Source organism: Cryobacterium sp. 10S3 (genome assembly GCF_034344045.1).
Classification (GTDB): Bacteria; Actinomycetota; Actinomycetes; order Actinomycetales; family Microbacteriaceae; genus Cryobacterium; species Cryobacterium glucosi.
The window spans coordinates 1,723,399-1,748,881 of record NZ_CP133773.1 but is presented as its reverse complement, the minus strand read 5'-3'; the positions used below and the strand labels follow the sequence as shown (position 1 = coordinate 1,748,881).

Here is a 25,483-nt window from a genome sequence, read left to right as displayed (position 1 = left end):
CCGGCGCCGCCATCCCTACCCCGAGAACTGACCTGCTGAGAGTGTTGAGATGCTGAGAATTGCCGTGCCCAACAAGGGCTCCCTGTCCGAAACCGCGGCGCAGATGCTGCACGAGGCCGGGTACACCGGGCGTCGCGACCCGCGCGACCTCGTCGTGTCGGACCCGCGCAACGGCGTCGAGTTCTTCTACCTGCGTCCGCGGGACATCGCCACCTACGTCGGCAGCGGGGCGCTCGACGTCGGAATCACCGGCCGGGACCTTCTGCTTGATTCCGGCTCCCCGGCACGGGAGATCGCGAGCCTCGACTTCGGCGACTCGACCTTCCGCTTCGCGGGCCCCGCCGGACGCTTCGGCGAGCTGAGCGACCTCGAAGGGCTCCGCGTCGCGACGAGCTACCCCGGTCTCGTCGAAGCCTTCCTGGCCCGTCACTCCGTCACGGTCACCCTCGTGACCCTCGACGGCGCCGTCGAGTCCGCCGTCCAGCTGGGTGTCGCGGATGCTGTCGCCGACGTCGTCTCGACCGGAACGACCCTGCGCAAGGCCGGCCTCGAGATCTTCGGCCCGGTCATCCTCGAATCGACGGCGGTCCTGATCACCTCCGAGAACGAGAACGCCGGCATCCACACGCTCCTCCGCCGTCTGCAGGGCGTGCTCGTCGCCCGCCAGTACGTGCTGATGGACTACGACATCCCGCTCGTCAAACTCGACGCGGCCTGCCTGCTCGCCCCCGGAATCGAGTCACCCACGGTGTCGAGCCTGCACGACCCCGACTGGGTCGCCGTGCGCGTGATGGTCCCGCGTCACGACAGCAACCACATCATGGACGCCCTCTATGAGCTCGGCGCCCGGGCCATCCTGATCAGCGCCATCCACAACGCCCGCCTGTAGAACCCGATTGTGGGCAGAATAGCAACGGGCGGAACAACACTGGGCAGCAGAGCCCCGGAGGTGCAATCGTGAGTCTTGCCGTGCGGGTCATCCCGTGCCTCGACGTGGCCAACGGCCGGGTCGTCAAAGGCGTCAACTTCCAGAACCTCAGGGACGCGGGCGACCCGGTCGAACTGGCGCGACGGTACTACGAGCAGGGTGCAGACGAACTCACGTTCCTCGACGTCACCGCGACCGTCGACAACCGGGCGACGACGTACGACGTCGTGCGCGCCACAGCGGAGCAGGTCTTCATCCCGCTCACCGTCGGCGGCGGGATCCGGGGAGTCGAAGACGTCTCGCGGCTGCAGGCGAGCGGCGCTGACAAGGTCGGCGTCAATAGCGCCGCAATCCTCCGCCCTGCCCTGATCGGCGAGATCGCCGACCGCTTCGGTTCACAGGTGCTCGTGCTGTCCCTCGACGTGAAGCGCAGCGACCGCACGGAATCCGGGTTCGTCGTGACGACCCACGGCGGCCGCACAGAGACCGACCTCGACGCCCTCGCCTGGGCCAGGCTCGCGATCGAACTCGGAGCGGGGGAGCTGCTCGTCAACTCCATCGACGCGGACGGGACCAAGAATGGCTTCGACCTCGAGCTGATCGGCCTCATGCGCGAAATCAGCAGCGTACCCGTGATCGCCTCCGGCGGCGCTGGACGGGTCGAAGATTTTCCGCCCGCGATCCGGGCAGGCGCAGACGCCGTCCTCGCGGCATCCGTCTTTCACAACGGCGAACTCAGTATCGGAGACGTCAAACACGAACTCGCCAGGGAAGGACTCGTGGTGCGCTGATGACACCCCTGCAGACCATCGAGGATGCCCTCGGGTGCGCCGTCTTCAATGCGGACGGCCTCCTGCCCGCGGTGATCCAGCAGTGGGACACCCGCGAGGTGCTCATGCTGGGCTGGATGAACGAGGAAGCCCTCCGGCGGACCTTCTCAGAGGGCCGCGTGACATTCTGGTCACGTTCGCGCCAGGAATACTGGCGCAAGGGCGACACGTCCGGGCACGCTCAGTACGTGCGCGGCGCAGCGTTCGACTGCGACGCAGACACCCTGCTCGTCCAGGTCGACCAGGTCGGCGGGGCCTGCCACACCGGAACCCACACGTGCTTCGACGGGCGGGACATCGACGTCGCCCACGGCGCCAGGCCCGATGCGACAGACCCCGACGCGACAGACCCCGATGCGACAGACCCCGACGCGACAGACGGAGAACACGCATGACGACGGATTCCCAGACGAGTACGGCCGGCACGACGACGGCCGCGCAGTTCGACGCGCTGGTAGCAGGGCACCGCGTCATCCCCGTGATCCGCGAACTCTTCGCGGACGGGGAGACCCCCGTCGGCATCTACCGCAAACTCGCGGCCGGTCAACCGGGCAGCTTCCTGCTCGAGTCGGCGGAACAGGGCGGCATCTGGTCGCGGTTCTCCTTTGTCGGGGTGTCGTCGTTCGGCGTCCTGACCCAGCAGGGTTCGGAAACCCGGTGGATCCCCTACGGCGTCGACGCCGCACGCGTCCTCGGCCCGGCAGCGGCCCAGCCGCCGCTCGAGGCCCTCGCCACCCTGTACGCCCGCTGGCAGACGCCGCGGCTTCCCGGGCACCCGCCGTTGACCGGCGGTCTCGTCGGGTTCATCGGCTGGGAGGCCGTTCGTCAGCTGGAACGCCTGCCCAACCAGCCCACCGCAGACTATGACGTACCAGGCCAGGCCTTCAGTTTCGTGGCAGACCTCGTCGCGATCGACCACAAGTTCGGCACGGTCCAGCTGATCGCCAACGTCCTGAACGACGGGATCGACGCCGCGGACACGCTCTGGGCGACCGCCCAGGCCAGGCTCGATTCGATGCAGGCCAGGCTCGCCGTGCCTGCGGAGGCCTGGCTCGCCGAGGTCGACATGTCGGCCCCCGCGACGATGCGCGCCCGCACCACCCGCGACGACTTCCTGGCCTCCGTCGACACCGCCAAGCGGCACATCGTCGACGGGGACATCTTCCAGGTCGTCATCTCCCAGCGTTTCGACCAGGAGTGCACGGCCGACCCGATCGACGTCTACCGGGTGCTCCGCAGCCTCAACCCGAGCCCGTACATGTACCTGCTCGGCCTCGAGTCCGCGACAGGGGAACCGTACTGGATCGTCGGATCGTCCCCTGAGGCCCTCGTCAAGGTCCAGAACGGGCGCGTGTTCACCCACCCGATCGCCGGATCCAAGCCGCGCGGTACCACCCCGGAACAGGACGCCGACTTCGAGACCGAGCTCGCCGGTGACCCCAAGGAAGGTGCGGAACACCTGATGCTCGTCGACCTCGCCAGGAACGACCTGCTCAAGGTCTGCGCACCCGGCTCCGTCGAGGTCACCGAGTTCAAACGCATCGAGCGATTCAGCCACATCATGCACCTCGTCTCGTCCGTCGAGGGCAACCTGCTGCAGGGGAAGACGGCCATCGACGTGTTCCGGGCGACCTTCCCGGCCGGAACCCTGTCCGGGGCGCCGAAGCCGCGGGCGCTCGAAATCATCGACGATCTCGAGCCCACCCAGCGCGGTGTCTACGGGGGAGTGGTCGGCTACTTCGGGTTCGCCGGGGACGCGGACCTGGCCATCGCCATCCGCACCGCCACGATCAGCAACGGTGTGGCCAGGGTGCAGGCCGGGGGAGGCCTCGTCGCAGACTCCGATCCCGCGAGCGAGTTCCAGGAATCGGTCAACAAGGCCGCGGCACCGCTGCGCGCCGTCGCGATCGCCAACGCCATGAAGCGGGTGCACTAGGTGAAGCGAACCGGTCGCACCCTCAAGCTCCGGCTGGTGCTCCTCGTCATCGCCGCGAGCGGACTCGCGCTCCTCGCCTGGAGCCAGGTCTGGATCGACGTGCGCGTCGTGCAGGGGTCATCGACCGTCGACCTGCCGATCAGCGGTTCGACCGCAGCGGGCGCGCTGAGCGCCCTCGCCCTCGCCGGGCTCGCCCTCGCCGGCGCACTCACGATCGCGGGCCCCGTGATCCGGGTCGTACTCGGCGCCCTCGAGGTGCTTCTCGGCTTCTCGGTCTCCCTCGATGCCGGCCTCGCCATCGGCAACCCCGCCGCAGCGAGCGCGGCCGCGATCACCAAAGCGACGGGCATCGCGGGTAACGCCTCGATCCAGGACGGCGTCACCGCGGCCGCCCTCACACCGTGGGCCTTCGCCGGTTTCGCGGCCGGTGTCATCATGGCCGCGGCCGGTGTCGGCATCCTCGTCACGAATCGCCGCTGGCCCGGCGCGACGAGTCGATACCAGGCCGTGCGCTTCGAGCCCGCGGACGGTGCACCCGGCGGCCAGCCGGCTGCTTCCGCCGGTGAAGACGCGCGAGAGGATGCCGTCATCACCTGGGACGGGCTCACGCGCGGCGATGATCCCACCGAAACGGCCGGTGACCGGTGATCGGCGCCGCCGCTAGACTTGAGCCGCACCAGGACCCACAATCCACGCGTCCGCAGATGACGCCCATGCGTACGCAGTTGACGCCCAGAAGGAGAACCATGAGCTTCGAGTCGGTAGACCCAGGCGAAGGCCACTCGATCGCGGCCTGGACGGCTGTCGTCGTCATGCTCGTCGCGATCACGATCGGCACCGTCGCCTTCTTCCTCGATGTGCCGTGGCTGGTGTGGGCCTCTGTCGTCCTCCTCGTCCTCGGCCCGATCGCCGGGTTCGTACTGAGCCGGCTGGGCTACGGCGTCGCCGACGCAGCGCCGCACGAAAGTCATTAGCCGAGTGCTGTCCGAACTCCTCGCCGGGGCACTGTCAGACGCCGCTGAACGGCGCCTCACCCGTCCGTTCGCCGCCGTCGAATCGGCGGCCCTCGATCGCGCCCCCGCCATCGACGCACTGCACGCCCTCGCACCGGCCGACAGGGTCAAGATCATCGCGGAAGTGAAGCGGGCGAGTCCTTCCCGGGGCACCCTCGCCGAGATCTCGGACCCTGCCGCCCTCGCCGTCTCCTATGAGTTCGGCGGGGCGAGCGCCATCAGCGTGCTCACAGAGGGACGCCGTTTCCTCGGGTCCCTCGCCGACCTCGAACAGGTGCGATCCGCCGTGTCCATCCCTGTCCTCCGCAAGGACTTCATCGGCGAGCCGTACCAGGTCCTCGAGGCCAGGGCCGCGGGCGCAGACCTCGTGCTCCTCATCGTCGCGGCACTCGACCAGGCCACCCTCGGGTCCCTCCAGGCCCTCGTCCGCGAACTCGGCATGACGGCCCTCGTCGAGACCCATAGCGCCGAAGAAGTCGACCGTGCGCTGGATATCGGTGCAAGCCTCGTCGGGGTCAACGCCCGCGACCTGTCGACGTTCCAGCTCGACCAGGAGCTCTTCGGCCGCCTCGCAGACCGGATCCCCTCCGGTGTCATCCGCGTCGCCGAATCAGCGGTCAAGACGGCCGCGGACGTCGCCCACTATCGTGCCGCCGGCGCCGACGTCGTCCTCGTCGGCGAAGCGCTCGTCACGAACGATCCCATCCTCACCCTTACCGAATTTCTGGCGGTCTAAATGTCCACGTCCCTTCGAACCGAAACAGGCCCGTACTTCGGCGACTTCGGAGGCCGGTTCGTCCCGGAGTCGCTCGTCGCAGCCCTCGACGAGCTCACGAACGAATATGCGCTGGCCAAGGTCGACCCGGCCTTCGCCGCTGAGCTGATGGAACTGCACAGGAGCTACACCGGCCGACCGTCGATCATCACGGAGGTGCCGCGGTTCGCCGCGCACGCCGGCGGCGCCCGGGTGATCCTCAAGCGCGAAGACCTCAACCACACCGGGTCACACAAGATCAACAACGCCCTCGGCCAGGCGCTTCTTACCAAGCGCATCGGCAAGACCCGGGTCATCGCCGAGACCGGCGCCGGCCAGCACGGCGTCGCGACCGCGACCGTCGCCGCGCTGTTCGGGCTCGAGTGCGTCGTCTACATGGGCGAGGTCGACACCGAACGGCAGGCCCTCAACGTCGCACGGATGCGCCTCCTCGGTGCAGAGGTCGTCTCCGTCCGCACCGGGTCGCGCACCCTGAAGGACGCGATCAACGACGCCATGCGCGACTGGGTCACGAACGTCGAGACCACCAACTACATCTTCGGCACCGTCGCAGGTCCGCACCCCTTCCCCGCGATGGTGCGCGACTTCCAGAAGATCATCGGAGAAGAGGCCCGCGCCCAGGTGCTCGAACTCACCGGGCGCCTCCCCGACGCCGTCACCGCGTGCGTCGGCGGCGGTTCCAACGCCATCGGAATCTTCGACGCCTTCCTGGACGACCCTGCTGTCGCCCTCTACGGGTACGAAGCAGGCGGAGAGGGCATCGAGACCCCGCGCCACGCCGCGACCCTGACCAAGGGACGCCCGGGGATCCTGCACGGGGCGCGCAGCCTCATGCTGCAGGACGAGGACGGCCAGACCGTCGAGTCGCACTCCATCTCGGCCGGACTCGACTACCCGGGGGTCGGACCGGAGCACTCCTGGCTCTCGACCATCGGACGGGCGACGTACCTGCCCGTCACCGACGCCGCGGCGATGGACGCGTTCCGCCTCCTCAGCCGCACGGAGGGCATCATCCCGGCGATCGAGTCGGCCCATGCCCTCGCCGGAACCCTCGAGCTCGGCAAACGGCTCGGACCGGAGGCGACCATCCTGGTCAGCCTCAGCGGTCGCGGCGACAAGGACATGGAAACGGCGGGCCGATACTTCGACCTGCTCGACGAGGGTGCACAGCAGCTATGACCGCAACGACGAAGACCAGCACACCGATGACGCCCAACCGCACCAGCAGGGTCGAAGCCACGATCGCCCGGCGCAAGGCAGAGGGCGGCGGTGCCCTGATCGGCTATCTTCCCGTCGGATTCCCCACCCTCGCTGAGAGCATCGGGGCCGCGGTCGCCCTCGCGGAGAACGGCGTCGACATCATCGAGCTCGGGCTCCCGTACTCCGACCCCGTGATGGACGGCCCCGTGATCCAGGCCGCCACCCAGCAGGCCCTCGCCAACGGTTTCCGGCTCCGCCACGGAATCGAAGCCGTCGCGGCGATCACCGCACGCGTCGACGCCCCTGTCCTCGTGATGACCTACTGGAACCCGATCCTGCAGTACGGGGTCGACCGCTTCGCCGACGACCTGCTCGCCGCAGGCGGCGCAGGCCTGATCACCCCCGACCTCATCCCCGACGACGCAGCAGACTGGTTCGCGGCGAGCGACCGCACCGGGCTCGACCGGGTCTTCCTCGCCGCGCCCTCGTCGTCAGACGAACGGCTCGCCCACGCGGTCGAGGTCAGCCGGGGTTTCGTGTACGCCGTCTCCACCATGGGCATCACCGGGGCGCGTTCCGACGTCGACTCCGCAGCCCGCGTCCTGGTCGACCGGCTGCGCCTCGCCGGGGCGACGAGCGCGTGCGTGGGCCTCGGAATCTCGACTCCGGAGCAGGTGCGCGAGATCCTCGGCTACGCGGACGGCGCCATCGTCGGTTCCGCGCTGGTCAAGGCGCTGTCCGACGGGGGAGTCCCCGCCCTCGGAGCCCTGGCCGCCCGGCTTGCAGCCGGAGCGACCGGGATCCGCGCCGCCGTTTAGGGCACGCGACCGTTTAGGGTAAGTTGACCGAGGCGAGCTCCCACGCTTCCCCGCTACGAAAGGTAATACCCAGGTGTCTTTTCTGCTGAGCATTCCGAGCCCAGGCCCCGAGTGGAGTTCTTTCAACCTCGGTATGTTCCCGATCCACGCGTACGCGCTGTGCATCCTGGCCGGCATCATCGCGGCGACGGTCATGACGAGCAGGCGCCTCAGCAATCGCGGCGGCGAGCCGGGCGTCGTGCTCGACATCATCCTCTGGGCCGTTCCGCTCGGCATCGTCGGCGCCCGGGCGTACCACGTGCTCACCCACCCTGCCGACTACTTCTACGCCGGTGCGAACCCCTGGGAGGTCTTCGCGATCTGGCACGGCGGAAACGCCATCTTCGGTGCGCTCATCGGCGGGGCCGTCGGAGCATACATCGGCTGCCGGATCTCCGGCGTGAAATTCTGGTCCTTCGCGGATGCCCTCGCCCCCGGAATGCTCATCGCGCAGGCGATGGGACGCCTCGGCAACTGGTTCAACACCGAACTGTTCGGCCTGCCGACGACCCTGCCCTGGGGCCTCGAGGTGCCGTCGACCAACCCGGCCTTCCCCGTCGGGCTCCCGGCCGGCACCCTGTTCCACCCGACCTTCCTCTACGAGATGATCTGGAACACGATCGGCGTGATCGTCATCCTCCTCATCGAACGCCGGATCACGCTCCGCTGGGGCCGCGCCTTCGGTGTGTACCTGGTCTGGTACGGCCTCGGCCGCACGTTCTTCGAATCGATCCGCATCGACCCGAGCGAGATCTTCTTCGGAATCCGCACCAACGTCTGGGCAGCGATCATCGCCGTGGTCCTCGGCATCATCCTCATCGTGGTGCAGGGCCGCAGGCACCCCGGACTCGAAGTCAGCGTCTATCGCCCAGGTCGGGAATGGAAGCGCCCCGTCCCTGAGGTAGAATCTGAAGAGTTTGATACGGATTTCGAGGACCACGGTGATGAGGCCGTCGAACCCGCCGCATCGGGCGACGTTGCAGCCACAAGCACCAGCAACCCGCGCCTCCAGGCCTGAGACCGTACACCCGGCTCCCGCCTCCCTCCCGGTACGACGGGTCGGCGCGCAACTGTACGCAGATGATCTCCACCCCCGCGGGCCAGCGTCGTCCCCACTTGCCAGCTATCTCTGAGGACGGTCCCATGCCGCAGTCACCCCTCTTTTCCCGCTTCAGCACCGTTCCCCAGCCCCAGGGGCTGTACAACCCTGCCGACGAGCGGGACGCCTGCGGGCTCGCCATGGTCGCGACACTCCGCGGAACCGCCGGGCACGACATCATCACGATCGCACTCGACGCCCTCCGGAACCTCGAACACCGCGGCGCGGTTGGGTCAGACGCCGGAACCGGCGACGGCGCAGGCATCATCACGCAGATCCCGCACGACTTCCTGAGCCAGGTCGTCGAATTCGAGCTCCCCGCCGCCGGGCGGTACGCCGTCGGCAACGTGTTCCTCCCGACAGACCCGACCGAACGCAGCGCCGTCAAGCGCCAGATCGGCCGGATCGCCCAGGAGGAGTGCCTCGAGATCCTCGGCTGGCGCGAAGTCCCCGTGCGCCCCGACGAGGTCGGAAACCTGGCCAGGGCGGCCATGCCCGCGATCCAGCAGCTCTTCGTCCAGAGTTCGCGCACGGAGGACGACGGTGAACGCGTCGCGGACATCGCGCTCGACCGCCAGACCGTCCGGCTGCGGAAGCGCGCGGAGCGGGAACTCGAGACGTACTTCGCGTCGCTCTCCTGCCGCACCCTGGTCTACAAGGGCATGGTCACGACCCTCCAGCTCGAACCCTTCTACCCGGACCTCTCCGACCCGCGCTTCGTCTCGAAGCTCGCCCTCGTGCACTCCCGGTACTCGACCAACACCTTCCCGTCGTGGCCGCTCGCGCAGCCGTTCCGGATGATCGCGCACAACGGTGAGATCAACACCGTGCAGGGCAACCGCAACTGGATGCGCGCGCGCCAGTCCCAGCTCGAATCCTCCCTGCTCGGAGACCTCGCCCCGCTGCTGCCGATCGTCACCCCCGGCGGCAGCGACTCCGCGTCCTTCGACGAGGTCGTCGAGCTCCTGAGCCTCTCCGGCCGCTCCCTGCCGCACGCCGTCATGATGATGGTCCCTGAGGCCTGGGAGAACCAGACCGCGCTCGACGAGGAACGACGCGCGTTCTACGAGTACCACTCGATGCTGATGGAGCCGTGGGACGGTCCCGCGGCGATCGTCTTCACCGACGGTTCCCTCGTCGGCGCCACGCTCGACCGCAACGGGCTCCGCCCCGGCCGGTACCTGATCACCGACGACGGCCTCGTCGTGCTCGCGAGCGAGATCGGCGTGCTCGACATCGACCCCGCCCGCGTGGTCCGCAAGGGCCGGCTCCGCCCCGGCAAGATGTTCCTCGTCGACACCGTCGCGGGCCGGCTGATCGAGGACGACGAGATCAAGGCAGAACTCGCCGCGATGGAACCGTGGGGGGACTGGCTCGACGCCGGCCGGATCAACCTCAAGGACCTCCCTGAGCGCGAGCACATCGTGCACCCGCCGGCATCCGTCGTGCGCCGCCAGCGCACCTTCGGCTACACCGAAGAAGAAGTGCGCATCCTGCTCGCCCCGATGGCCCGCACCGGCGGGGAACCCCTCGGCGCCATGGGCAGCGACACGCCGATCGCCGTTCTGAGCGACCGGCCCCGGCTCATCTTCGACTACTTCACCCAGCAGTTCGCCCAGGTGACAAACCCGCCCCTCGACTCGATCCGGGAGGAGGTCGTGACCTCCCTCAAGCTCGGACTCGGGCCGGAGCGGAACCTCCTGTCCGTCGGACCGGAGCATGCGCGCCAGGTGGTCCTGGACTTCCCGGTCATCGACAACGACGAACTCGCCAAGATCCAGCACATCGACCCCGCCCCCGGCAGCCGGACGACCTCGACCATCCGGGGCCTGTACCGTTTCGACGATGGCCCGGACGCCCTGGCCAACCGCATCGACGCGATGTGCCTCGAAGTCGACGACGCCATCGAGGCCGGAGCCCGTTTCATCGTGCTCTCCGACCGCGATTCCAACAAGGATCTCGCGCCGATCCCGTCGCTCCTGATGATCGCCGCCGTGCACCACCACCTGATCCGCACGGAGAACCGGATGAAGGTCGGCATTGTCGTCGAGGCCGGTGACGTGCGCGAGGTGCACCACGTCGCGCTCCTGATCGGCTATGGCGCCTCAGCGGTCAACCCGTACCTCGCGATGGAAACCTGCGAGGACCTGGTCCGCAGCGGGTACATCACGAACGTCTCACCCGAGAAGGCCGTGCGCAACGTCATCAAGGCCCTGGGCAAGGGCGTGCTCAAGATCATGTCCAAGATGGGCATCTCGACGGTGTCGTCCTATGCGGGAGCCCAGACCTTCGAGGCCGTCGGCCTGAGCCAGGACTTTGTCGCCCAGTACTTCACCGGGACGACGAGCAAGCTCGGCGGCATCGGCATCGATGTCATCGCCGCGGAAAACGAAGCACGCCACGCCTCGGCCTACCCGGAAGATGCAGCGGTCACGGCGCACGAACGCCTCAGCACCGGCGGCGAGTACCAGTGGCGCCGCGACGGCTCCCCGCACCTGTTCAACCCGGAGACGATCTTCCGGCTCCAGCACGCGACCAGGACCGGCCGTTACGACATCTTCCGCGAGTACACCAAACTCGTCGACGACCAGGCCGAGAGCCTCATGACGCTCCGCGGCATGTTCACCTTCGACACGCACAAGCGGCACCCCGTACCCCTCGACGAGGTCGAATCGGTCGCGTCGATCGTCACGCGCTTCGCGACCGGTGCGATGAGCTACGGCTCGATCTCCCCGGAGGCCCACGAAACCCTTGCGATCGCCATGAACCGGATCGGCGGCAAGTCGAACACCGGGGAGGGCGGCGAGGACCTCGACCGGCTGATCGACCCGCAGCGCCGCAGCGCCGTCAAGCAGGTCGCCTCCGGACGGTTCGGGGTGACGAGCATGTACCTGTCGCACGCCGACGACATCCAGATCAAACTCGCCCAGGGAGCCAAGCCCGGTGAGGGCGGCCAGCTGCCGCCGACCAAGGTGTATCCCTGGATCGCGCGCACCCGGCACGCCACGGCGGGCGTCGGTCTGATCTCACCGCCGCCGCACCACGACATCTACTCGATCGAAGACCTCAAGCAGCTCATCTTCGACCTCAAACGGGCGAACCCGGATGCTCGCATCCACACGAAGCTCGTCAGCCAGTCCGGCATCGGCGCTGTCGCTGCCGGCGTCGCCAAGGCGTTGTCGGACGTGATCCTGGTCTCCGGCCATGACGGCGGCACCGGGGCGAGCCCGCTCAACTCGCTCAAGCACGCGGGGACGCCCTGGGAACTCGGACTCGCTGAAACCCAGCAGACCCTGATGCTCAATGGCCTGCGTGACCGCGTCGTCCTGCAGGTCGACGGCCAGCTCAAGACCGGCAGGGACGTCATCATCGGCGCGCTGCTCGGAGCGGAGGAGTTCGGCTTCGCGACCGCGCCCCTGATCGTCGAGGGTTGCGTCATGATGCGGGTCTGTCACCTCGACACCTGCCCTGTCGGCGTCGCCACCCAGAACCCCGAGCTGCGGAAGCGCTTCACGGGCAAGGCAGACCATGTCGTGAACTTCTTCGAGTTCATCGCCCAGGAGGTGCGCGAGTATCTCGCGGAGCTCGGCTTCCGCAGCCTCCAGGAGGCCGTCGGCCACCACGAGATCCTCGACGTCGACGGCGCACTCGAACACTGGAAGGCAGCGGGCCTCGACCTCGCGCCGATCCTCGACGGACCTGACTTCCCGGATTCCGAGCCGAGACAGTTCGGTCGACCCCAGGAACACGAACTCGACAAACACTTCGACAACGAGCTCATCAGGCGCGCGGGAAGCGTGCTCGAGCACGGCGGCCGGGTCGAGATCGCCCTGCCGATCCGCAACACCGAACGGGCCGTCGGCACGATGCTCGGCCACGAGGTGACGATCCGGCACGGCGAGAACGGCCTTCCGGCCGGCTCGATCGACGTGACGCTGACCGGTTCGGCGGGACAGTCGTTCGGGGCCTTCCTGCCGGGCGGGATCACCCTCAGGCTGGAAGGCGACTCGAACGACTACGTCGGAAAGGGCCTCTCCGGCGGTCAGATCGTGGTCCGCCCCGACCGTTCGAGCATCTTCTCCGCCGAGGAGAACGTCATTGCCGGCAACGTGATCGGCTACGGCGCCACCCAGGGCAGCATGTTCATCCGCGGCATCGTCGGCGAACGGTTCCTGGTGCGCAACTCCGGAGCGACCGCGGTCGTCGAAGGCGTCGGGGACCACGCCCTCGAATACATGACGGGCGGGCTCGCCCTGATCCTCGGCCAGACCGGCCGCAATCTCGGTGCGGGCATGAGCGGCGGCACCGCATACGTCTACGGACTCCGCACGGAGGACGTCAACAGCCAGGCGCTCGAGTCCGGGGAGCTCACTCTTCTCCCGCTCGGAAGCGCCGACAGGGAGATCGTCAGCGATCTCCTCGAACAACACCGGGACCAGACGGATTCCGTGCTCGCCGCGGCTCTCCTGTCGGATCTCGAAACAACCATGTCCACATTCGTCAAGGTTCTGCCGCGGGACTACGCCGCCGTCCTGGCGACCAGGCAGAACGCCGTCGCCGAGGGTCTCGACCCCGACGGCGACGTCGTCTGGAACCGCATCCTGGAGGTTACCAATGGCTGATCCGAAGGGATTCCTCACGACGAAGGCGCGCGAACTGCCGCCGCGTCGCCCGGTGTCCGTGCGCCTGATGGACTGGAAAGAGGTCTACGAACAGGGAGACGCCGCCGTTCTCAAACGGCAGGCCGGCCGCTGCATGGACTGCGGCGTTCCCTTCTGCCACCAGGGCTGCCCGCTCGGCAACCTGATTCCGGAGTGGAACGATCTCACCTGGCGGGAGGAAGGCAGGCAGGCCATCGAGCGCCTGCACTCCACGAACAACTTCCCTGAGTTCACCGGACGGCTCTGCCCGGCCCCGTGCGAGTCTGCGTGCGTCCTCGCGATCAGCCAGCCAGCCGTGACGATCAAGCAGGTCGAGGTCTCGATCATCGACCAGGCCTTCTCCAACGGCTGGGTGCAGCCGCAGCCGCCGGGGCGCCTGACCGGCAAGACGGTCGCCGTCGTCGGATCGGGGCCCGCCGGTCTCGCCGCGGCCCAGCAGCTCACCCGCGCAGGTCACACGGTCGCCGTGTTCGAACGCGACGACAGGATCGGCGGCCTGCTCCGCTACGGCATCCCCGACTTCAAGATGGAGAAGAAGCACCTCGACCTGCGCCTTGCGCAGATGACGGCGGAGGGAACCCGGTTCCGCGCCGGCGTGAACATCGGCGTCGACATCACCTGGGACGACCTCAGAGCCAGGTACGACGCCGTGGTCGTCGCGACCGGTGCGCTCGTACCCCGCGACCTGCCCGTCCCCGGCCGCGACCTCCCCGGCGTGCACTTCGCGATGGAATACCTCGTGCAGCAGAACCGCACGGGCGCTGGGGACACGGTCGACAGCCAGATCACCGCAGAGGGCAAGCATGTTGTCGTCCTCGGTGGTGGCGACACCGGCGCCGACTGCATCGGCACGGCGCACCGCCAGCTCGCGGCATCCGTCACGAACCTCGCGATCGGCAGGCAGCCCGGCACAGAACGGCCCGAACACCAGCCGTGGCCGATGTCCGCGACCCTGTTCGAGGTCTCGAGCGCCCACGAAGAGGGCGGCACCCGCGAATACCTCGCCTCGACGATCGAGTTCCTCTCCAACGAGGCCGGCGAGGTGCGCGCCATCCGCGTCGCTGAAACCGAGTACCTCGATGGCCGGCGCGTGCCCAAGGCGGGTACGGAACGTGAAATCCCCGCGGACCTCGTACTCCTCGCACTCGGATTCACCGGCCCGGAATCGGCGGAGCTCACCAGCCAGCTGCACGTGCCGCTCGATGGGCGGAGTAATGTCGTTCGAGACGGTAACTACCAAACCAGCCGTGAGGGCGTGTTCGTCGCCGGCGATGCCGGTCGCGGACAGTCCCTCATCGTCTGGGCGATCGCTGAAGGTCGTGCTGCTGCAGCCGCCGTCGATCGATTCCTCGAAGGTGAGACACAACTACCTGCTCCGGTCAAACCGACCGACCATGCCTTCGCCATCTAACGGTCCCTGTGAAGTGAGCGATTAGCCGGAGGACGCCACCAAGCGGCCTCCAGAACCACAGAACAAGAATGCGCCTACCCGGCGCGGAAAACGGAGCACTTTCAGAATGAGACGCGCCAAAATTGTCGCTACCCTCGGGCCGGCAGCCGCCAGTTACGATCAAATTCGAGCCCTGATCGACGCGGGTGTCGATGTCTGCCGGATGAACCTGAGCCATGGTGACTACACCGTGCACGAGGCCGTCTACGCGAACATCCGCAAGGCAGCGAATGATTCCGGTCGTGCGGTCGCCGTCCTGGTCGACCTGCAGGGCCCGAAGATCCGGCTCGGCAAGTTCGAGGGCGGCCCTTATGAACTGGCCGTCGGCGACATCTTTAAGATCACCACGGACGATGTCCTCGGCACGAGGGAACTCTCCGGCACGACGTACAAGGGCCTGCCCAACGACGTCAAGCCCGGCGACTTCCTGCTGATCGACGACGGCAAGGTCAAGGTCGAGGTCGTCGCGACAAACGGCATCGTCGTCACGACGCGCGTCATCGTCGCCGGCCCGGTCTCGAACAACAAGGGCATCAACCTGCCCGGTGTTGCCGTCAACGTTCCCGCACTGTCCGAGAAGGACGAAGCAGACCTGCGCTGGGGCCTCCGCCTCGGCACCGACCTGATCGCCCTCTCCTTCGTGCGCGACGCGGCAGACATCACCCGCGTGCACGAGATCATGGCAGAGGAGGGCCGCAAGGTCCCCGTCATCGCCAAGATCGAGAAGCCGCAGGCCGTCGAGCACCTCGAAGAGATCATCGACGCCTTCGACTCGATCATGGTCGCCCGTGGCGACCTCGGCGTCGAGCTCCCGCTCGAAGCCGTGCCGATCGTGCAGAAGCACGCCGTCGAGCTCGCCCGCCGGATGGCCAAGCCGGTCATCGTCGCGACGCAGATGCTCGAATCGATGATCCACAGCCCGGTCCCGACGCGTGCGGAAACGTCCGACGTCGCGAACGCCGTTCTCGACGGCGCGGACGCGGTCATGCTCAGCGGCGAGACAAGTGTCGGCGAATACCCCGTCGTCACGGTTCAGACCATGGCGCGGATCGTCGCATCCACCGAAGACCACGGCCTGGAGCGCATCGCGCCGCTCACGAACAAGCCGCGCACCCAGGGCGGGGCGATCACCCTCGCCGCGATCGAGGTCGCGGAATTCGTCGACGCGAAGTTCCTCTGCATCTTCACCGAATCCGGAGACTCCGCCCGCCGGATGTCCCGCCTGCGGTCGAAGATCCCGATGCTCGCCTTCACGCCTGAGCCCGGCATCCGCCGCCGCCTCGCGCTCACCTGGGGCGTGCAGACGTACCTCGTGGACCGGGTCACGCACACGGACTCCATGTTCGGCCAGGTCGACGACATCCTGCTCGGCCAGGGCCTGGCCCAGCTCGGTGACAAGGTCGTCGTCATCAGCGGTTCCCCTCCCGGAATCGCCGGCTCGACGAACGACATCCGGGTGCACCGCATCGGCGACGCCCACAACGAGGTTGCTCCGGCATACGTCAAGCAGTAGTCCCGTTGGAAGGAAAGCCCCGTCGACCGTTTCGGTCGGCGGGGCTTTTCTAGTGTCCGGACGGGATCAGTCCGTCGTGCCCAGGAACGCGATGGCCGCGTCGCGGAAGGCGCGGGAGGTCGGGGCGTTGAAGTGGTTGCGGCCGGGGATCTCGAAGAACGATCCGGCAGGCGTGGCCTCCGCGAGGGCCCGCGAAGCCTCGAGGATTCGATCCTCGCTCCCGGTCGCGAACAGGAGCGGCTGGGACGGCGCGTTGTCTGGTCCGGGCTGGGGACCGCCGCGCATGCCCTCGACGAGCGCGACGAGCGCGTCGAGATCGTTGCCCGGCAACGCCTTGGCCATGGTGAGGTACGCGCCAGTGAGCCGGTCGCCCACCTCGGTGCCGTGTTCGATGTGCGCGCGGGCATCGGCGACCTGGAACCGCGTGAGCGGGTCACCGTCCGGAATGCCGCCGAGTACCGCGCGGGTCACGCGCCCCTCGAGCTCCCTCGCCGCCTGCCAGCCGACCCGTGCGCCCAGGGAGTAGCCCGCGTAGGCGACCTCGTCGAGCAGGTAGGCGTCGAGGACCTGTTGCACGTCGGCGACGAGCGTGTCCATCGTGTACGCGGAGGGGGAGTGCGGCTTGTCGCTCAGGCCGTGGCCACGCTGGTCGATCGCGATCACGTGGAAGCCCGCGCGCAGGAGGTCCCTCGTCCAGCCGGTGGCGTGCCAGTTCGCGACGGCGCTCGACGCGAAGCCGTGCACGGCGAGCACGGTCGGGTCCGACGGATCACCGAATTCGTAGGTCGCGAGGTTGACCCCGTCCGCGGAGTAGACGAAGCGGTGGGCGGGCGCTGTTCGAGTGTTCATCGTCCACTATTTGACCACGCCGGCGGCCGGGGCGAGCGCTGCGGGGAGCGGCCAGGTCTCTGGCCCGGGCCGCTACTGTAGACGGGTGAGTGAACTGACAGTGAGATCCGATGCCGTGCAGCACCCCGAATTCGCGGATGCCGTGCGCCCGGCCCGGTCGCAGGCCCTGCTCGACACGATGAAGGAACGGGTCGTCATCGCCGACGGCGCCATGGGGACGATGCTGCAGGAGCACAACCCCACCCTCGACGACTACCAGCAGCTCGAGGGCTGCAACGAGATCCTGAACGTGAGTCGTCCCGACATGATCGAGGCGATCCACGGCGCGTACCTCGACACCGGCATCGACGCCGTCGAGAGCAACACCTTCGGAGCCAACTGGTCGAACCTCTCCGACTACGACATCGAGGACCGCATCGAGGAACTCGCGAGGCTCGGAGCGGCGATCGCCAGGAAGAGCGTCGAGGACTACGAGTCCAGGGACGGCCGGGTGCGCTGGGTGCTCGGTTCGATGGGTCCGGGCACCAAGCTCCCGAGCCTCGGCCACACCACATACGCCCACCTCAAGGCGACCTTCGCCGAGCAGGCCGTCGGTCTCATTCGCGGCGGTGCCGACGCCTTCCTGATCGAGACCTCCCAGGACCTGCTCCAGACCAAGTCCGCGGTGAACGGCTGCAAGCAGGCCATCGCGGAGACCGGCATCCGCCTGCCGATCTTCGTCGAGGTGACCGTGGAGACCACAGGCACCATGTTGATGGGGAGTGAGATCGGGGCGGCGCTCACGGCGCTCGAACCCCTCGGCATCGACGCGATCGGCCTGAACTGCGCCACCGGTCCGACAGAGATGAGCGAACACCTGCGCCATCTCGCGCGCTACTCGCACGTTCCGGTGATGTGCATGCCGAACGCCGGCCTGCCGATGCTGACGGCGACGGGGGCGAGCTACCCGCTCACGCCGGACCAGCTCGCGACGGCGCACGAACAGTTCGTCAAGGAGTTCGGGCTGGGCCTCGTCGGCGGATGCTGCGGGACGACTCCCGCGCACATGCGCGCGGTCGTCGACCGCTTGCGCGGCGCCACCGTCAGTGCACGCACGATCGAAGAGGACTCCGGCGTGGCGAGCCTCTACCAGCACGTCAGCTTCGACCAGGACAGTGCCTTCCTCGCGATCGGGGAGCGCACGAACGCCAACGGCTCCCGGGCATTCCGCGACGCCATGCTCGAGGAACGCTGGGACGACTGCGTCGACATCGCCCGCGCCCAGGTCCGCGACGGCGCCCACCTGCTCGACGTCTGCATCGACTACGTCGGGCGGGACGGCGTCGCCGACATCCGCCAGGTCATCTCCCGGCTCGCGAGCGCTTCGACCCTGCCGCTCGTCGTCGACTCCACAGAGCCTGCGGTGCTGCAGGCGGGCATGGAACTCATCGGCGGACGCCCGGTCGTGAACTCGGTCAACTTCGAGGACGGCGAGGGACCCGGCAGTCGCTTCGGCCGGATCATGCCGCTCGTCAAGGAACACGGAGCCGCCGTGATCGCCCTCACCATCGACGAGGAGGGCCAGGCCCGCACCGCAGAGCACAAGGTGCGCATCGCGACCAGGCTCGTCGAGACCCTCGTGAACGACTGGGGGATGCGGGTCGAAGACATCATCGTCGACGCCCTGACCTTCCCGATCGCCACGGGCCAGGAGGAAACCCGCAGGGACGGGATCGAGACGATCGAGGCGATCCGGCAGATCAAGGCGAAGTATCCCGGCATCCACACCACGCTCGGCGTCTCGAATGTGTCCTTCGGGCTGAACCCGGCGGCCAGGTCGGTGCTCAACTCGGTGTTCCTGCACGAGGCGACAGCGGCCGGGCTCGACTCCGCCATCGTCAACTCGGCCAAGATCGTTCCGCTCGCCTCGGTGCCGGACGACCGCCGTACGGTGGCGCTCGACCTGGTCTGGGATCGCCGCGAGTACGACGTCGACGGCAACCTGACCTACGACCCACTGGCCGCGCTCCTCGACCTGTTCGCCGGTGTCGACTCCGCCGCACTGAAGGACGAGCGCGCGGCCGAGCTCGCGGCCCTGCCGGTCGGCGAGCGCCTCGAGCGACGCATCATCGACGGAGAGGCCAAGGGGCTCGAGGCCGACCTCGACCTCGCCCGCGCCGGAGGGATGAGCGCCCTCGACATCGTCAACGTGCACCTGCTCGCCGGCATGCAGATCGTCGGCGCCCGGTTCGGCAGCGGAGAGATGCAGCTGCCGTTCGTGCTGCAGTCCGCCGAGGTGATGAAGGCCGCTGTCGCGCTCCTCGAGCCGCACATGGAGAAGTCGGAGGCAGCGGGCAAGGGCACGATGGTCCTCGCGACCGTGCGCGGCGACGTGCACGACATCGGCAAGAACCTCGTCGACATCATCCTGACCAACAACGGTTACGACGTCGTGAACATCGGGATCAAGAAGACGATCAACGAGATCATCGCGGCCGCGGAGGAGCACAACGCCGACGTGATCGGAATGAGCGGCCTGCTGGTCAAGTCCACGGTCGTGATGAAGGAGAACCTGCTCGAACTGAACAACCGGGGGCTCGCGAAGAAGTGGCCCGTGATCCTCGGCGGCGCGGCCCTCACCCGCGCCTACGTCGAGGAAGACCTCGCCGGACTGTTCGAGGGGCAGGTCCGGTACGCCAGGGACGCCTTCGAGGGCCTGAAGCTGATGGAGCCGCTCGTGGCCATCGCCCGCGGCGCAGACCCGGCATCCGTCGGCCTGCCACCGCTGAAACAACGCATTCACAAGCGCAGCCTGCTCACCGTCACCGAGCCGGACGCCATGCCGGTGCGCAGCGACGTGGCCGCAGACAACCCGGTGCCCGTTCCGCCGTTCTGGGGGACCAGGATCGTCAAGGGCGTCGCCCTCGCCGAATACTCGGCGTTCCTCGACGAGAGGGCCACCTTCATGGGCCAGTGGGGCCTCAAACCCAGCCGCGCGGAAGACGGTGCCAGCTACCAGGAACTCGTCGACACCGAGGGCAGGCCGCGGCTGCGGTACTGGCTCGACCGGATCCTCGCGGAGGGCATGCTCGACGCCTCCGTCGCGTACGGCTACTTCCCCGCATACAGCGAGGGCAATGACCTCGTGGTGTTGCACCACGGCGACGACCCGGACGGGCGCCTCGGCACGCCGGGCCTGCTCGCGCCCGACGGCGGTTCCGCCGGAGCGGTCGGCACCGAACGGTTGCGATTCTCCTTCCCGCGCCAGAGACGGGACCGGCACCTGTGCCTGGCCGACTTCGTCCGTCCGCGCGAGTCCGGGCAGGTCGACGTCGTCGCCCTCCAGCTCGTCACGGCCGGCGCCAACGTCGACAGCGTGACCGCGAAGCTCTTCGCTGCGAACAAGTACCGCGATTACCTGGAGCTGAACGGTCTCACCATGCAGCTGACCGAGTCCCTCGCCGAGTACTGGCACGCTCGCGTGCGCTCAGAGCTCGGTCTCGGCGCCGAGGACCCGGCCGACGTGGCCGGCATGTTCAAGCTCGAATACCGCGGCGCCCGTTTCTCACTCGGCTATCCGGCCTGCCCCGAGATGGAGGACCGCCGCAAGGTCGTCGAACTGCTCAGGCCCGAGCGGATGGGTGTCGTGCTGTCCGAGGAGCTGCAGCTTCATCCGGAGCAGTCGACGGATGCGTTCGTGTTCCATCACCCGGAAGCGAAGTACTTCTCGGTCTAACGTCGCCCGGCGATGGCGCGCTCCTGGCGGCGGGCAGTTTCGCCCGGCGCAGGGCGGCGAGGGCCGCCGGGCCGACCAGGAAGATGCCGAGCACCGTCGTGACGGCGCGAACGGTGTCCCAGGTCAGCGTCGACGTGACGAGCGAGTAGAGGCCGAAGGAGGCCAGGTTCGTGCCCAGGGACGCTCCGGGGGAATAGGAGATGCCGGTCCCCGTTCCAACGGCGAACGGCCAGAACCACAGGTTCATCACGAGCCCGAACAGGTAGGACGCGACGACGCCGTACCCGGCCAGGAGCGCGATCTCGAGGCGTGCCCGGGCACGCGGGCCGAGTCGCCCGTCGGCGCGCACGCGCGGCAGCAGCGCTGCGCCGGCGCCGACCCAGCCGCAGGCGAACATCTGGAACGGGGTCCACGGCCCGAACCCGCCCCAGAGTACCGAAGACACGGCGATGGTCAGCAGCCCGAGCAGCAGCCCGAACCGGGCACCGTAGACCCGTCCGGCCAGGATCAGCAGGATGAACACGGCCTCGACACCGCCGACGCCCGTGCCCGCGATCCGGACAGCAGCTCCCACTGCCGCGAGCACCCCGAGCAGGGCCACCGTCTTCGCGGTGTACATCTCGCGGTCCACCACGAGGGCGAGCGCGACGATCACGGCGGGCACGAGGGCGAAAGCGACGAACGGAACAGCGCCCTGCGCGTCCCGGGGAACGGCGGTCGCGAACAGCGGCCAGCCGAAACCCGCGGCGGCGAGCAGGCTGCCACACCACAACACCGCGGATGTCCACCGCCCGCTGCGGCGCTTCACGGCGTCACCGGCTTGTCACGGCCCGGAGTACCGACAGCTGAGGCTGCGCCCGACGCCCCGGCGCCGATGTACAGCTCTGCACTCAGGCACCCGGCCTCGAGGTGCAGGGTCCGGATGGCGAAAGACCGGGTGAAGTCGTGGTCGTGCGTCGCGAACAGCACCGCGGATTCCCGGCTGGACGCGCGTTCCAGCGCCGTGCCCACGAGCGAACGGGCTGCGGCGTCGAGGCCTCGGGTCGGCTCATCGACGAGCAGCAGGGCAGGGGTGTCCGCGAGCTGGATCGCGATCGCGAGGCAGAGCCGCTGGCCCGCAGACAGGTCCCGCGGGTGACGCTCGAGGAGGGGAGCTGCTGCGGCGGAGTCGTGCCCCAGAAGCCGCGCGAACGTCCCGGCTGTGGAACCCGGTGCGAGGCCCGCGCGTGGTCCCGCTCGTCGCCGCGTCGACCGGTCACTGCGGCGGCATTCGTCCGCGACCGTCGTAGCGAAGAACAGGTCGTCGAAATTCTCCGGAACGAGCGCGACCGCCCGGCGCCGGTTCCTCCTGTGCATGTCCGAAACATCCTGCCCGGCGACGATCACGGTGCCACGGGTCGACGGCAGCGCGAGCGCATTCAGGAGGCTGCTCTTGCCCGCGCCGTTCCGGCCCTCGAGGGCGACGATCTCGCCGGCTGCCAGCTCGAGTGACACCGCGTCGACGACGGTCCGGTCGCCGTGTCGAACCGTCAGCCCGCGGATGCCGGCGAGCGGCTTTCCGGCGAACGGCACCGCGGCGCGCAGCCCGGCCTCCGACTCCGATCCGGGACACGGACGGTGCCCGGCCCGTGCGTTCCTGCTCGGGACGCTGCGATCGCCGACCCGGTTCGGCGGCTGATCACCCGGAGGCAGCATGCGCGCGCGGTGCCCGTCGAGCACGAGCCAGGCATCCGCGAAAGTTTCGAACTCGCGGCTGTTGTGCTCGGCGACCACGACGCAGACTCCGGCCTCGTGGGCCAGCCGGTCGAGCACGCGGAGGACCCTGTCCCTCGCCTCGGTGTCGAGTTCGGCGAGTGGTTCGTCGACGAGCAGGAGCACCGGCCGGCAGATCAGGGCGCCACCGAGGGAGACGAGGGTGGCCTCCCCGGCGGAGAGCGCCGAGACGGGGCGACCCAACAACGGCGTGATGCCGAGTTGCGCGGCCACCTCCCGCACACGCTGCTCCACGATCACCGCGGCGACGCCGCGCACGGCGAGGGCGAAACCGATCTCCTCCGCCACGGTCTCCGCGACGAAAGACAGCCGCACGTCCTGTGGCACCAGGCCGACGAAGCCGGCGGTGTCGCGCGGGGAGTCTCGGCCCTGTCGACGCCGGCGATCTCGATCCGGCCGTGCTGGCGGCCGCCGTGGAAGTGCTGGAACAGCCCGCTCATCGCCTGGAGCAGGCCGGACTTGCCCGAACCGGTCGGCCCGACGATGACCGTGAGGGTGCCGGGGGCGAGAGCGAGGTCGAGGTGCTCGAGGCGCCAGTCCCCGTCGAAATCGAGCGCGGCATCCGCCAGGACGACGGGCCGGTCACAGGCGCCGCCGACGGCCCCGACGGACGCGAACCCCCGCGCCTCCATCGATGCAGCGAGGGCGAGGGCGCGCTCGATGGTCTGCTCGAACACCGGGACGAGCAGGGCTGCCACGGTCCGCTCACCCCGGAGGGCAGCGGCCAGGCGGACGCGCCTGACCGAGTCCAGGAGTGCGGGAAACGTGGCCCACGCGATCACAAGCGCGCGGGAGACCGTGCGCAGCGGCCCGCGCCTGGCACCGCGGGCGAACAGGCGGCTCACGTCGACGAGCGCGTTGAGCACCCCGAACACGAGGATCACGGCCGCGACAGGGAGAGCGCTCAGCGCCGCGTTCCCGATGCCGCCGGTCGTGACAGGTCCGAACAGCACGACGTGACTGAACGGTCCGGCGAGGGGGACTCGCGGCAGGTCGAGCACCACCAGCCCCGTGCCCCCGCCGCCGCCGAAGAGCACCCGGTATCCGATCCGAAGCACCACGAATCCGAGCGCGAAGAGCACGGCCGCGCGGAGGGGGGCCAGGCGAAAGCGGAACACCGGGGTCGGAGCCCTAGCTCCCGGGCGTCGGAGTCTCGGTACCGGTGGTGAACACGAGGCCGAGGGACTGACCCGGCGTCACCTGGAGGCTCCCGAGGCCCTCCTGGGCGTACTCCCAGGCCGCGCCGGGGGACTGCTGGATCCACAGCGCCCAGTATGCGTATGCGGGCGCCATCGACTGGCACGATTCGACGAACGAGGCCTGGCCCGTGACCGTGACGGTCTCGTCGGCGGCAGGGCGCCCGTTCACGCGGCAGACGACCTGGTCGCCGTACTGGACGGTTCCCTCGGTCGCGACGGCCGCGGTCTTCATGACGGCGCTTGCAGCGATCGTGGTCGCCGTCCCGGTGTCCACACAGTCGGTGATCTTCGGTGCGGCGAGGGTTCCGAAATCGACGACAACCCTCACCCCGGAACAGGCCTCTGGCGAGGCGGACTCCGTGGCGGCGGCCGTTGCTGCGGCTCCGGGCGCGGCTGTCCCGCTGGGCGACGTGGACGGGCCGGTGGCGCAACCGCTGAGCGCCAGCGCTCCGAGCAGGGTGAGCGTAACGAGTACTGGCATCTTCATGCCCCCCAGAATACTGAGCGGCAGGCGGGAATCGGAATTCGTCAGACGCGCAGGGTCATCGTGCCGGAGCATGCCCGCGGTGCTGTCCCCGGGACAGAGTCAGAGCGCCGGCACCCGCTCTGCCGGCAGGGGAGACCCCGGCGGGGTGCCGTCGCCGAACGGACGCCCGCCCAGGGCCTCGCGACCAGACGGTTCGAGCCAGCCACGGGCATCCGGCCCCTTCGGGACGATGCCGCTCGGATTGATGTCGCTGTGGGTGACGTAGTAGTGCCGCTTGATCTGTTCGAGGTCGATCGTGTCGCCGAAACCCGGCGTCTGGAAGAGGTCCCTCGCGTATGCCCACAGGACAGGCATCTCGCTGAGCTTGTTGCGGTTGCACTTGAAGTGGCCGTGATACACGGCGTCGAACCGTGCGAGCGTCGTGAAGAGCCGGATGTCGGCCTCGGTGATCGTGTCGCCGACAAGGAAGCGCTGGGTCGCGAGGCGCTCCTCGAGCCAGTCCAGGCGGGCGAAGAGGGCGTCGTATGCCCGCTCGTAGGACTTCTGGCTGCCGGCGAAGCCGCACTTGTAGACGCCGTTGTTGACGTCGTGGAAGACCAGGTCGGCGACCTCGTCGATCTCGGCGCGATGCTCGACCGGATACAGATCGGGAGCACCCTCACGGTGATACTCCACCCATTCGGTTTCGAAGTCGATCGTGATCTGCGGGTAGTTGTTGGTGACGACCCGTCCGCTCGGAATGTCCACGATCGCGGGAACGGTGATGCCGCGCGGGTAATCCGGGAATCTCGCGAAATAGGCCTGCTGAAGCCGTTCAATGCCGAGCACCGGGTCAACGGCGCCGGGGTCGAGGTCGAAGGTCCAGCTGTTCCTGTCGTGCGTCGGTCCCGGCAGGCCCAGCGAGATGACCGCCTCCAGCCCGAGCAGGCGCCGGACGATCGCGGTCCGGTTCGCCCACGGGCACGCCCGCGCGGCCACGAGACGGTACCGGCCGGGCTCGACGGGCCAGCCGTCACGGGCGTCCCGGGTGATGCGGTCCTCGATGTAGTGGGTGTCGCGATCGAAGGGCTGTCCGGGTTCGATGTAGCTCGGCGTCAGGTCTGCGCCCTCGGGCTCTGGGGTGGTCATCCTTCAACGGTAGCGGCGGCGCGAGAATTTACCTCGCGGTAACGGAGTCGCGTCATCTTCGACGCAGTGC

The 25,483-nt window shown here is 68.5% G+C and carries 19 protein-coding genes and 1 pseudogene; 14 read left to right on the top strand and 6 right to left on the bottom strand.

The genetic code is table 11. From position 1 onward, the window contains the following. The first annotated feature begins 49 nt into the window (after positions 1–49). The 13 genes from hisG to pyk all read left to right on the top strand — a co-directional run bounded on the left by hisG (position 50) and on the right by pyk (position 16,262). Complete coding sequence (gene hisG, locus RHM57_RS08105) at positions 50–889, top strand: ATP phosphoribosyltransferase (protein WP_134448738.1); 840 nt, start codon at positions 50–52, stop codon at positions 887–889. Between the two features lie 68 nt (positions 890–957). After that, entirely contained in the window at positions 958–1,719 is a 762-nt protein-coding gene (gene hisF / locus RHM57_RS08100; RefSeq protein WP_134448737.1) for an imidazole glycerol phosphate synthase subunit HisF, read from the top strand. After that, positions 1,719–2,153: a phosphoribosyl-AMP cyclohydrolase gene (gene hisI, locus RHM57_RS08095; protein ID WP_134561151.1), complete on the top strand. Its 435-nt coding sequence runs from the start codon at positions 1,719–1,721 to the stop codon at positions 2,151–2,153. Before hisF ends, hisI begins: the two co-directional genes overlap by 1 nt. Beyond that, positions 2,150–3,694: an anthranilate synthase component I gene (locus tag RHM57_RS08090; RefSeq protein ID WP_134448735.1), complete on the top strand. Its 1,545-nt coding sequence runs from the start codon at positions 2,150–2,152 to the stop codon at positions 3,692–3,694. The genes hisI and RHM57_RS08090 overlap by 4 nt, the downstream gene beginning before the upstream one ends. After that, a complete protein-coding gene (locus RHM57_RS08085) occupies positions 3,695–4,342 on the top strand; it encodes a Trp biosynthesis-associated membrane protein (protein WP_322189718.1) in 648 nt (215 codons plus the stop codon). Between the two features lie 98 nt (positions 4,343–4,440). After that, a complete protein-coding gene (locus RHM57_RS08080; protein ID WP_134448733.1) occupies positions 4,441–4,668 on the top strand; it encodes a DUF6704 family protein in 228 nt (75 codons plus the stop codon). A 4-nt stretch (positions 4,669–4,672) separates the two neighbouring features. Next, the gene (gene trpC, locus RHM57_RS08075; RefSeq protein WP_134448732.1) at positions 4,673–5,443 is read left to right on the top strand and encodes an indole-3-glycerol phosphate synthase TrpC; all 771 of its coding nucleotides are present in this window, start codon (positions 4,673–4,675) and stop codon (positions 5,441–5,443) included. Beyond that, complete coding sequence (gene trpB, locus RHM57_RS08070; protein ID WP_134560083.1) at positions 5,444–6,661, top strand: tryptophan synthase subunit beta; 1,218 nt, start codon at positions 5,444–5,446, stop codon at positions 6,659–6,661. It begins immediately after the preceding gene. Further along, the gene (trpA, locus tag RHM57_RS08065) at positions 6,658–7,500 is read left to right on the top strand and encodes a tryptophan synthase subunit alpha (protein ID WP_416173108.1); all 843 of its coding nucleotides are present in this window, start codon (positions 6,658–6,660) and stop codon (positions 7,498–7,500) included. Before trpB ends, trpA begins: the two co-directional genes overlap by 4 nt. A 73-nt stretch (positions 7,501–7,573) precedes the next feature. After that, positions 7,574–8,557, top strand: coding sequence for a prolipoprotein diacylglyceryl transferase (gene lgt / locus RHM57_RS08060; RefSeq protein WP_416173107.1), 984 nt, complete (start codon positions 7,574–7,576; stop codon positions 8,555–8,557). Between the two features lie 125 nt (positions 8,558–8,682). Further along, a complete protein-coding gene (gene gltB / locus RHM57_RS08055) occupies positions 8,683–13,260 on the top strand; it encodes a glutamate synthase large subunit (protein WP_134561150.1) in 4,578 nt (1,525 codons plus the stop codon). Continuing rightward, positions 13,253–14,710: a glutamate synthase subunit beta gene (locus RHM57_RS08050; protein WP_134448729.1), complete on the top strand. Its 1,458-nt coding sequence runs from the start codon at positions 13,253–13,255 to the stop codon at positions 14,708–14,710. The genes gltB and RHM57_RS08050 overlap by 8 nt, the downstream gene beginning before the upstream one ends. 106 nt (positions 14,711–14,816) lie before the next feature. Then, positions 14,817–16,262: a pyruvate kinase gene (gene pyk / locus RHM57_RS08045; RefSeq protein WP_134448728.1), complete on the top strand. Its 1,446-nt coding sequence runs from the start codon at positions 14,817–14,819 to the stop codon at positions 16,260–16,262. 66 nt (positions 16,263–16,328) lie between these two features. Here pyk and RHM57_RS08040 read toward each other — a convergent pair whose 3' ends face one another. Further along, the gene (locus RHM57_RS08040; RefSeq protein ID WP_322189717.1) at positions 16,329–17,111 is read right to left on the bottom strand and encodes an alpha/beta fold hydrolase; all 783 of its coding nucleotides are present in this window, start codon (positions 17,109–17,111) and stop codon (positions 16,329–16,331) included. Positions 17,112–17,289: 178 nt separating this feature from the next. Here RHM57_RS08040 and metH point away from each other — a divergent pair, with 178 nt between their 5' ends. Then, the gene (gene metH, locus RHM57_RS08035) at positions 17,290–20,826 is read left to right on the top strand and encodes a methionine synthase (RefSeq protein ID WP_322189839.1); all 3,537 of its coding nucleotides are present in this window, start codon (positions 17,290–17,292) and stop codon (positions 20,824–20,826) included. Here the strand turns inward: metH and RHM57_RS08030 are convergent. The 5 genes and pseudogenes from RHM57_RS08030 to RHM57_RS08010 form a co-directional block, all read right to left on the bottom strand. Next, positions 20,714–21,634 carry an ECF transporter S component gene (locus tag RHM57_RS08030; RefSeq protein WP_322189716.1) on the bottom strand — a complete coding sequence of 307 codons (921 nt, stop codon included), beginning with the start codon at positions 21,632–21,634 and terminating at the stop codon, positions 20,714–20,716. The two genes, metH and RHM57_RS08030, sit on opposite strands and share 113 nt — an antisense overlap. Continuing rightward, a complete protein-coding gene (locus RHM57_RS08025; RefSeq protein WP_322189838.1) occupies positions 21,631–22,521 on the bottom strand; it encodes an ABC transporter ATP-binding protein in 891 nt (296 codons plus the stop codon). The genes RHM57_RS08030 and RHM57_RS08025 overlap by 4 nt, the downstream gene beginning before the upstream one ends. 213 nt (positions 22,522–22,734) lie before the next feature. After that, positions 22,735–23,231: pseudogene (locus RHM57_RS08020) on the bottom strand (ATP-binding cassette domain-containing protein); the annotation flags it as partial. Between the two features lie 499 nt (positions 23,232–23,730). After that, positions 23,731–24,285, bottom strand: coding sequence for a hypothetical protein (locus tag RHM57_RS08015; RefSeq protein ID WP_134448724.1), 555 nt, complete (start codon positions 24,283–24,285; stop codon positions 23,731–23,733). A 99-nt stretch (positions 24,286–24,384) separates the two neighbouring features. After that, the gene (locus RHM57_RS08010) at positions 24,385–25,413 is read right to left on the bottom strand and encodes a glutathione S-transferase family protein (protein ID WP_134560097.1); all 1,029 of its coding nucleotides are present in this window, start codon (positions 25,411–25,413) and stop codon (positions 24,385–24,387) included. Positions 25,414–25,483 lie beyond the last annotated feature (70 nt).

Excerpts from the sequence above, each read along its gene's own strand:
- RHM57_RS08090 (WP_134448735.1), top strand. The coding sequence starts at position 2,150 with ATGACGACGGATTCCCAGACGAGTACGGCCGGCACGACGACGGCCGCG.
- RHM57_RS08025 (WP_322189838.1), bottom strand. The coding sequence starts at position 22,521 with ATGCTGCCTCCGGGTGATCAGCCGCCGAACCGGGTCGGCGATCGCAGC.
- trpA (WP_416173108.1), top strand. The coding sequence starts at position 6,658 with ATGACCGCAACGACGAAGACCAGCACACCGATGACGCCCAACCGCACC.
- trpB (WP_134560083.1), top strand. The coding sequence starts at position 5,444 with ATGTCCACGTCCCTTCGAACCGAAACAGGCCCGTACTTCGGCGACTTC.
- RHM57_RS08010 (WP_134560097.1), bottom strand. The coding sequence starts at position 25,413 with ATGACCACCCCAGAGCCCGAGGGCGCAGACCTGACGCCGAGCTACATC.
- RHM57_RS08080 (WP_134448733.1), top strand. The coding sequence starts at position 4,441 with ATGAGCTTCGAGTCGGTAGACCCAGGCGAAGGCCACTCGATCGCGGCC.
- metH (WP_322189839.1), top strand. The coding sequence starts at position 17,290 with ATGAAGGAACGGGTCGTCATCGCCGACGGCGCCATGGGGACGATGCTG.
- RHM57_RS08050 (WP_134448729.1), top strand. The coding sequence starts at position 13,253 with ATGGCTGATCCGAAGGGATTCCTCACGACGAAGGCGCGCGAACTGCCG.
- RHM57_RS08015 (WP_134448724.1), bottom strand. The coding sequence starts at position 24,285 with ATGAAGATGCCAGTACTCGTTACGCTCACCCTGCTCGGAGCGCTGGCG.
- RHM57_RS08040 (WP_322189717.1), bottom strand. The coding sequence starts at position 17,111 with ATGAACACTCGAACAGCGCCCGCCCACCGCTTCGTCTACTCCGCGGAC.
- hisG (WP_134448738.1), top strand. The coding sequence starts at position 50 with ATGCTGAGAATTGCCGTGCCCAACAAGGGCTCCCTGTCCGAAACCGCG.
- pyk (WP_134448728.1), top strand. The coding sequence starts at position 14,817 with ATGAGACGCGCCAAAATTGTCGCTACCCTCGGGCCGGCAGCCGCCAGT.
- hisI (WP_134561151.1), top strand. The coding sequence starts at position 1,719 with ATGACACCCCTGCAGACCATCGAGGATGCCCTCGGGTGCGCCGTCTTC.
- gltB (WP_134561150.1), top strand. The coding sequence starts at position 8,683 with ATGCCGCAGTCACCCCTCTTTTCCCGCTTCAGCACCGTTCCCCAGCCC.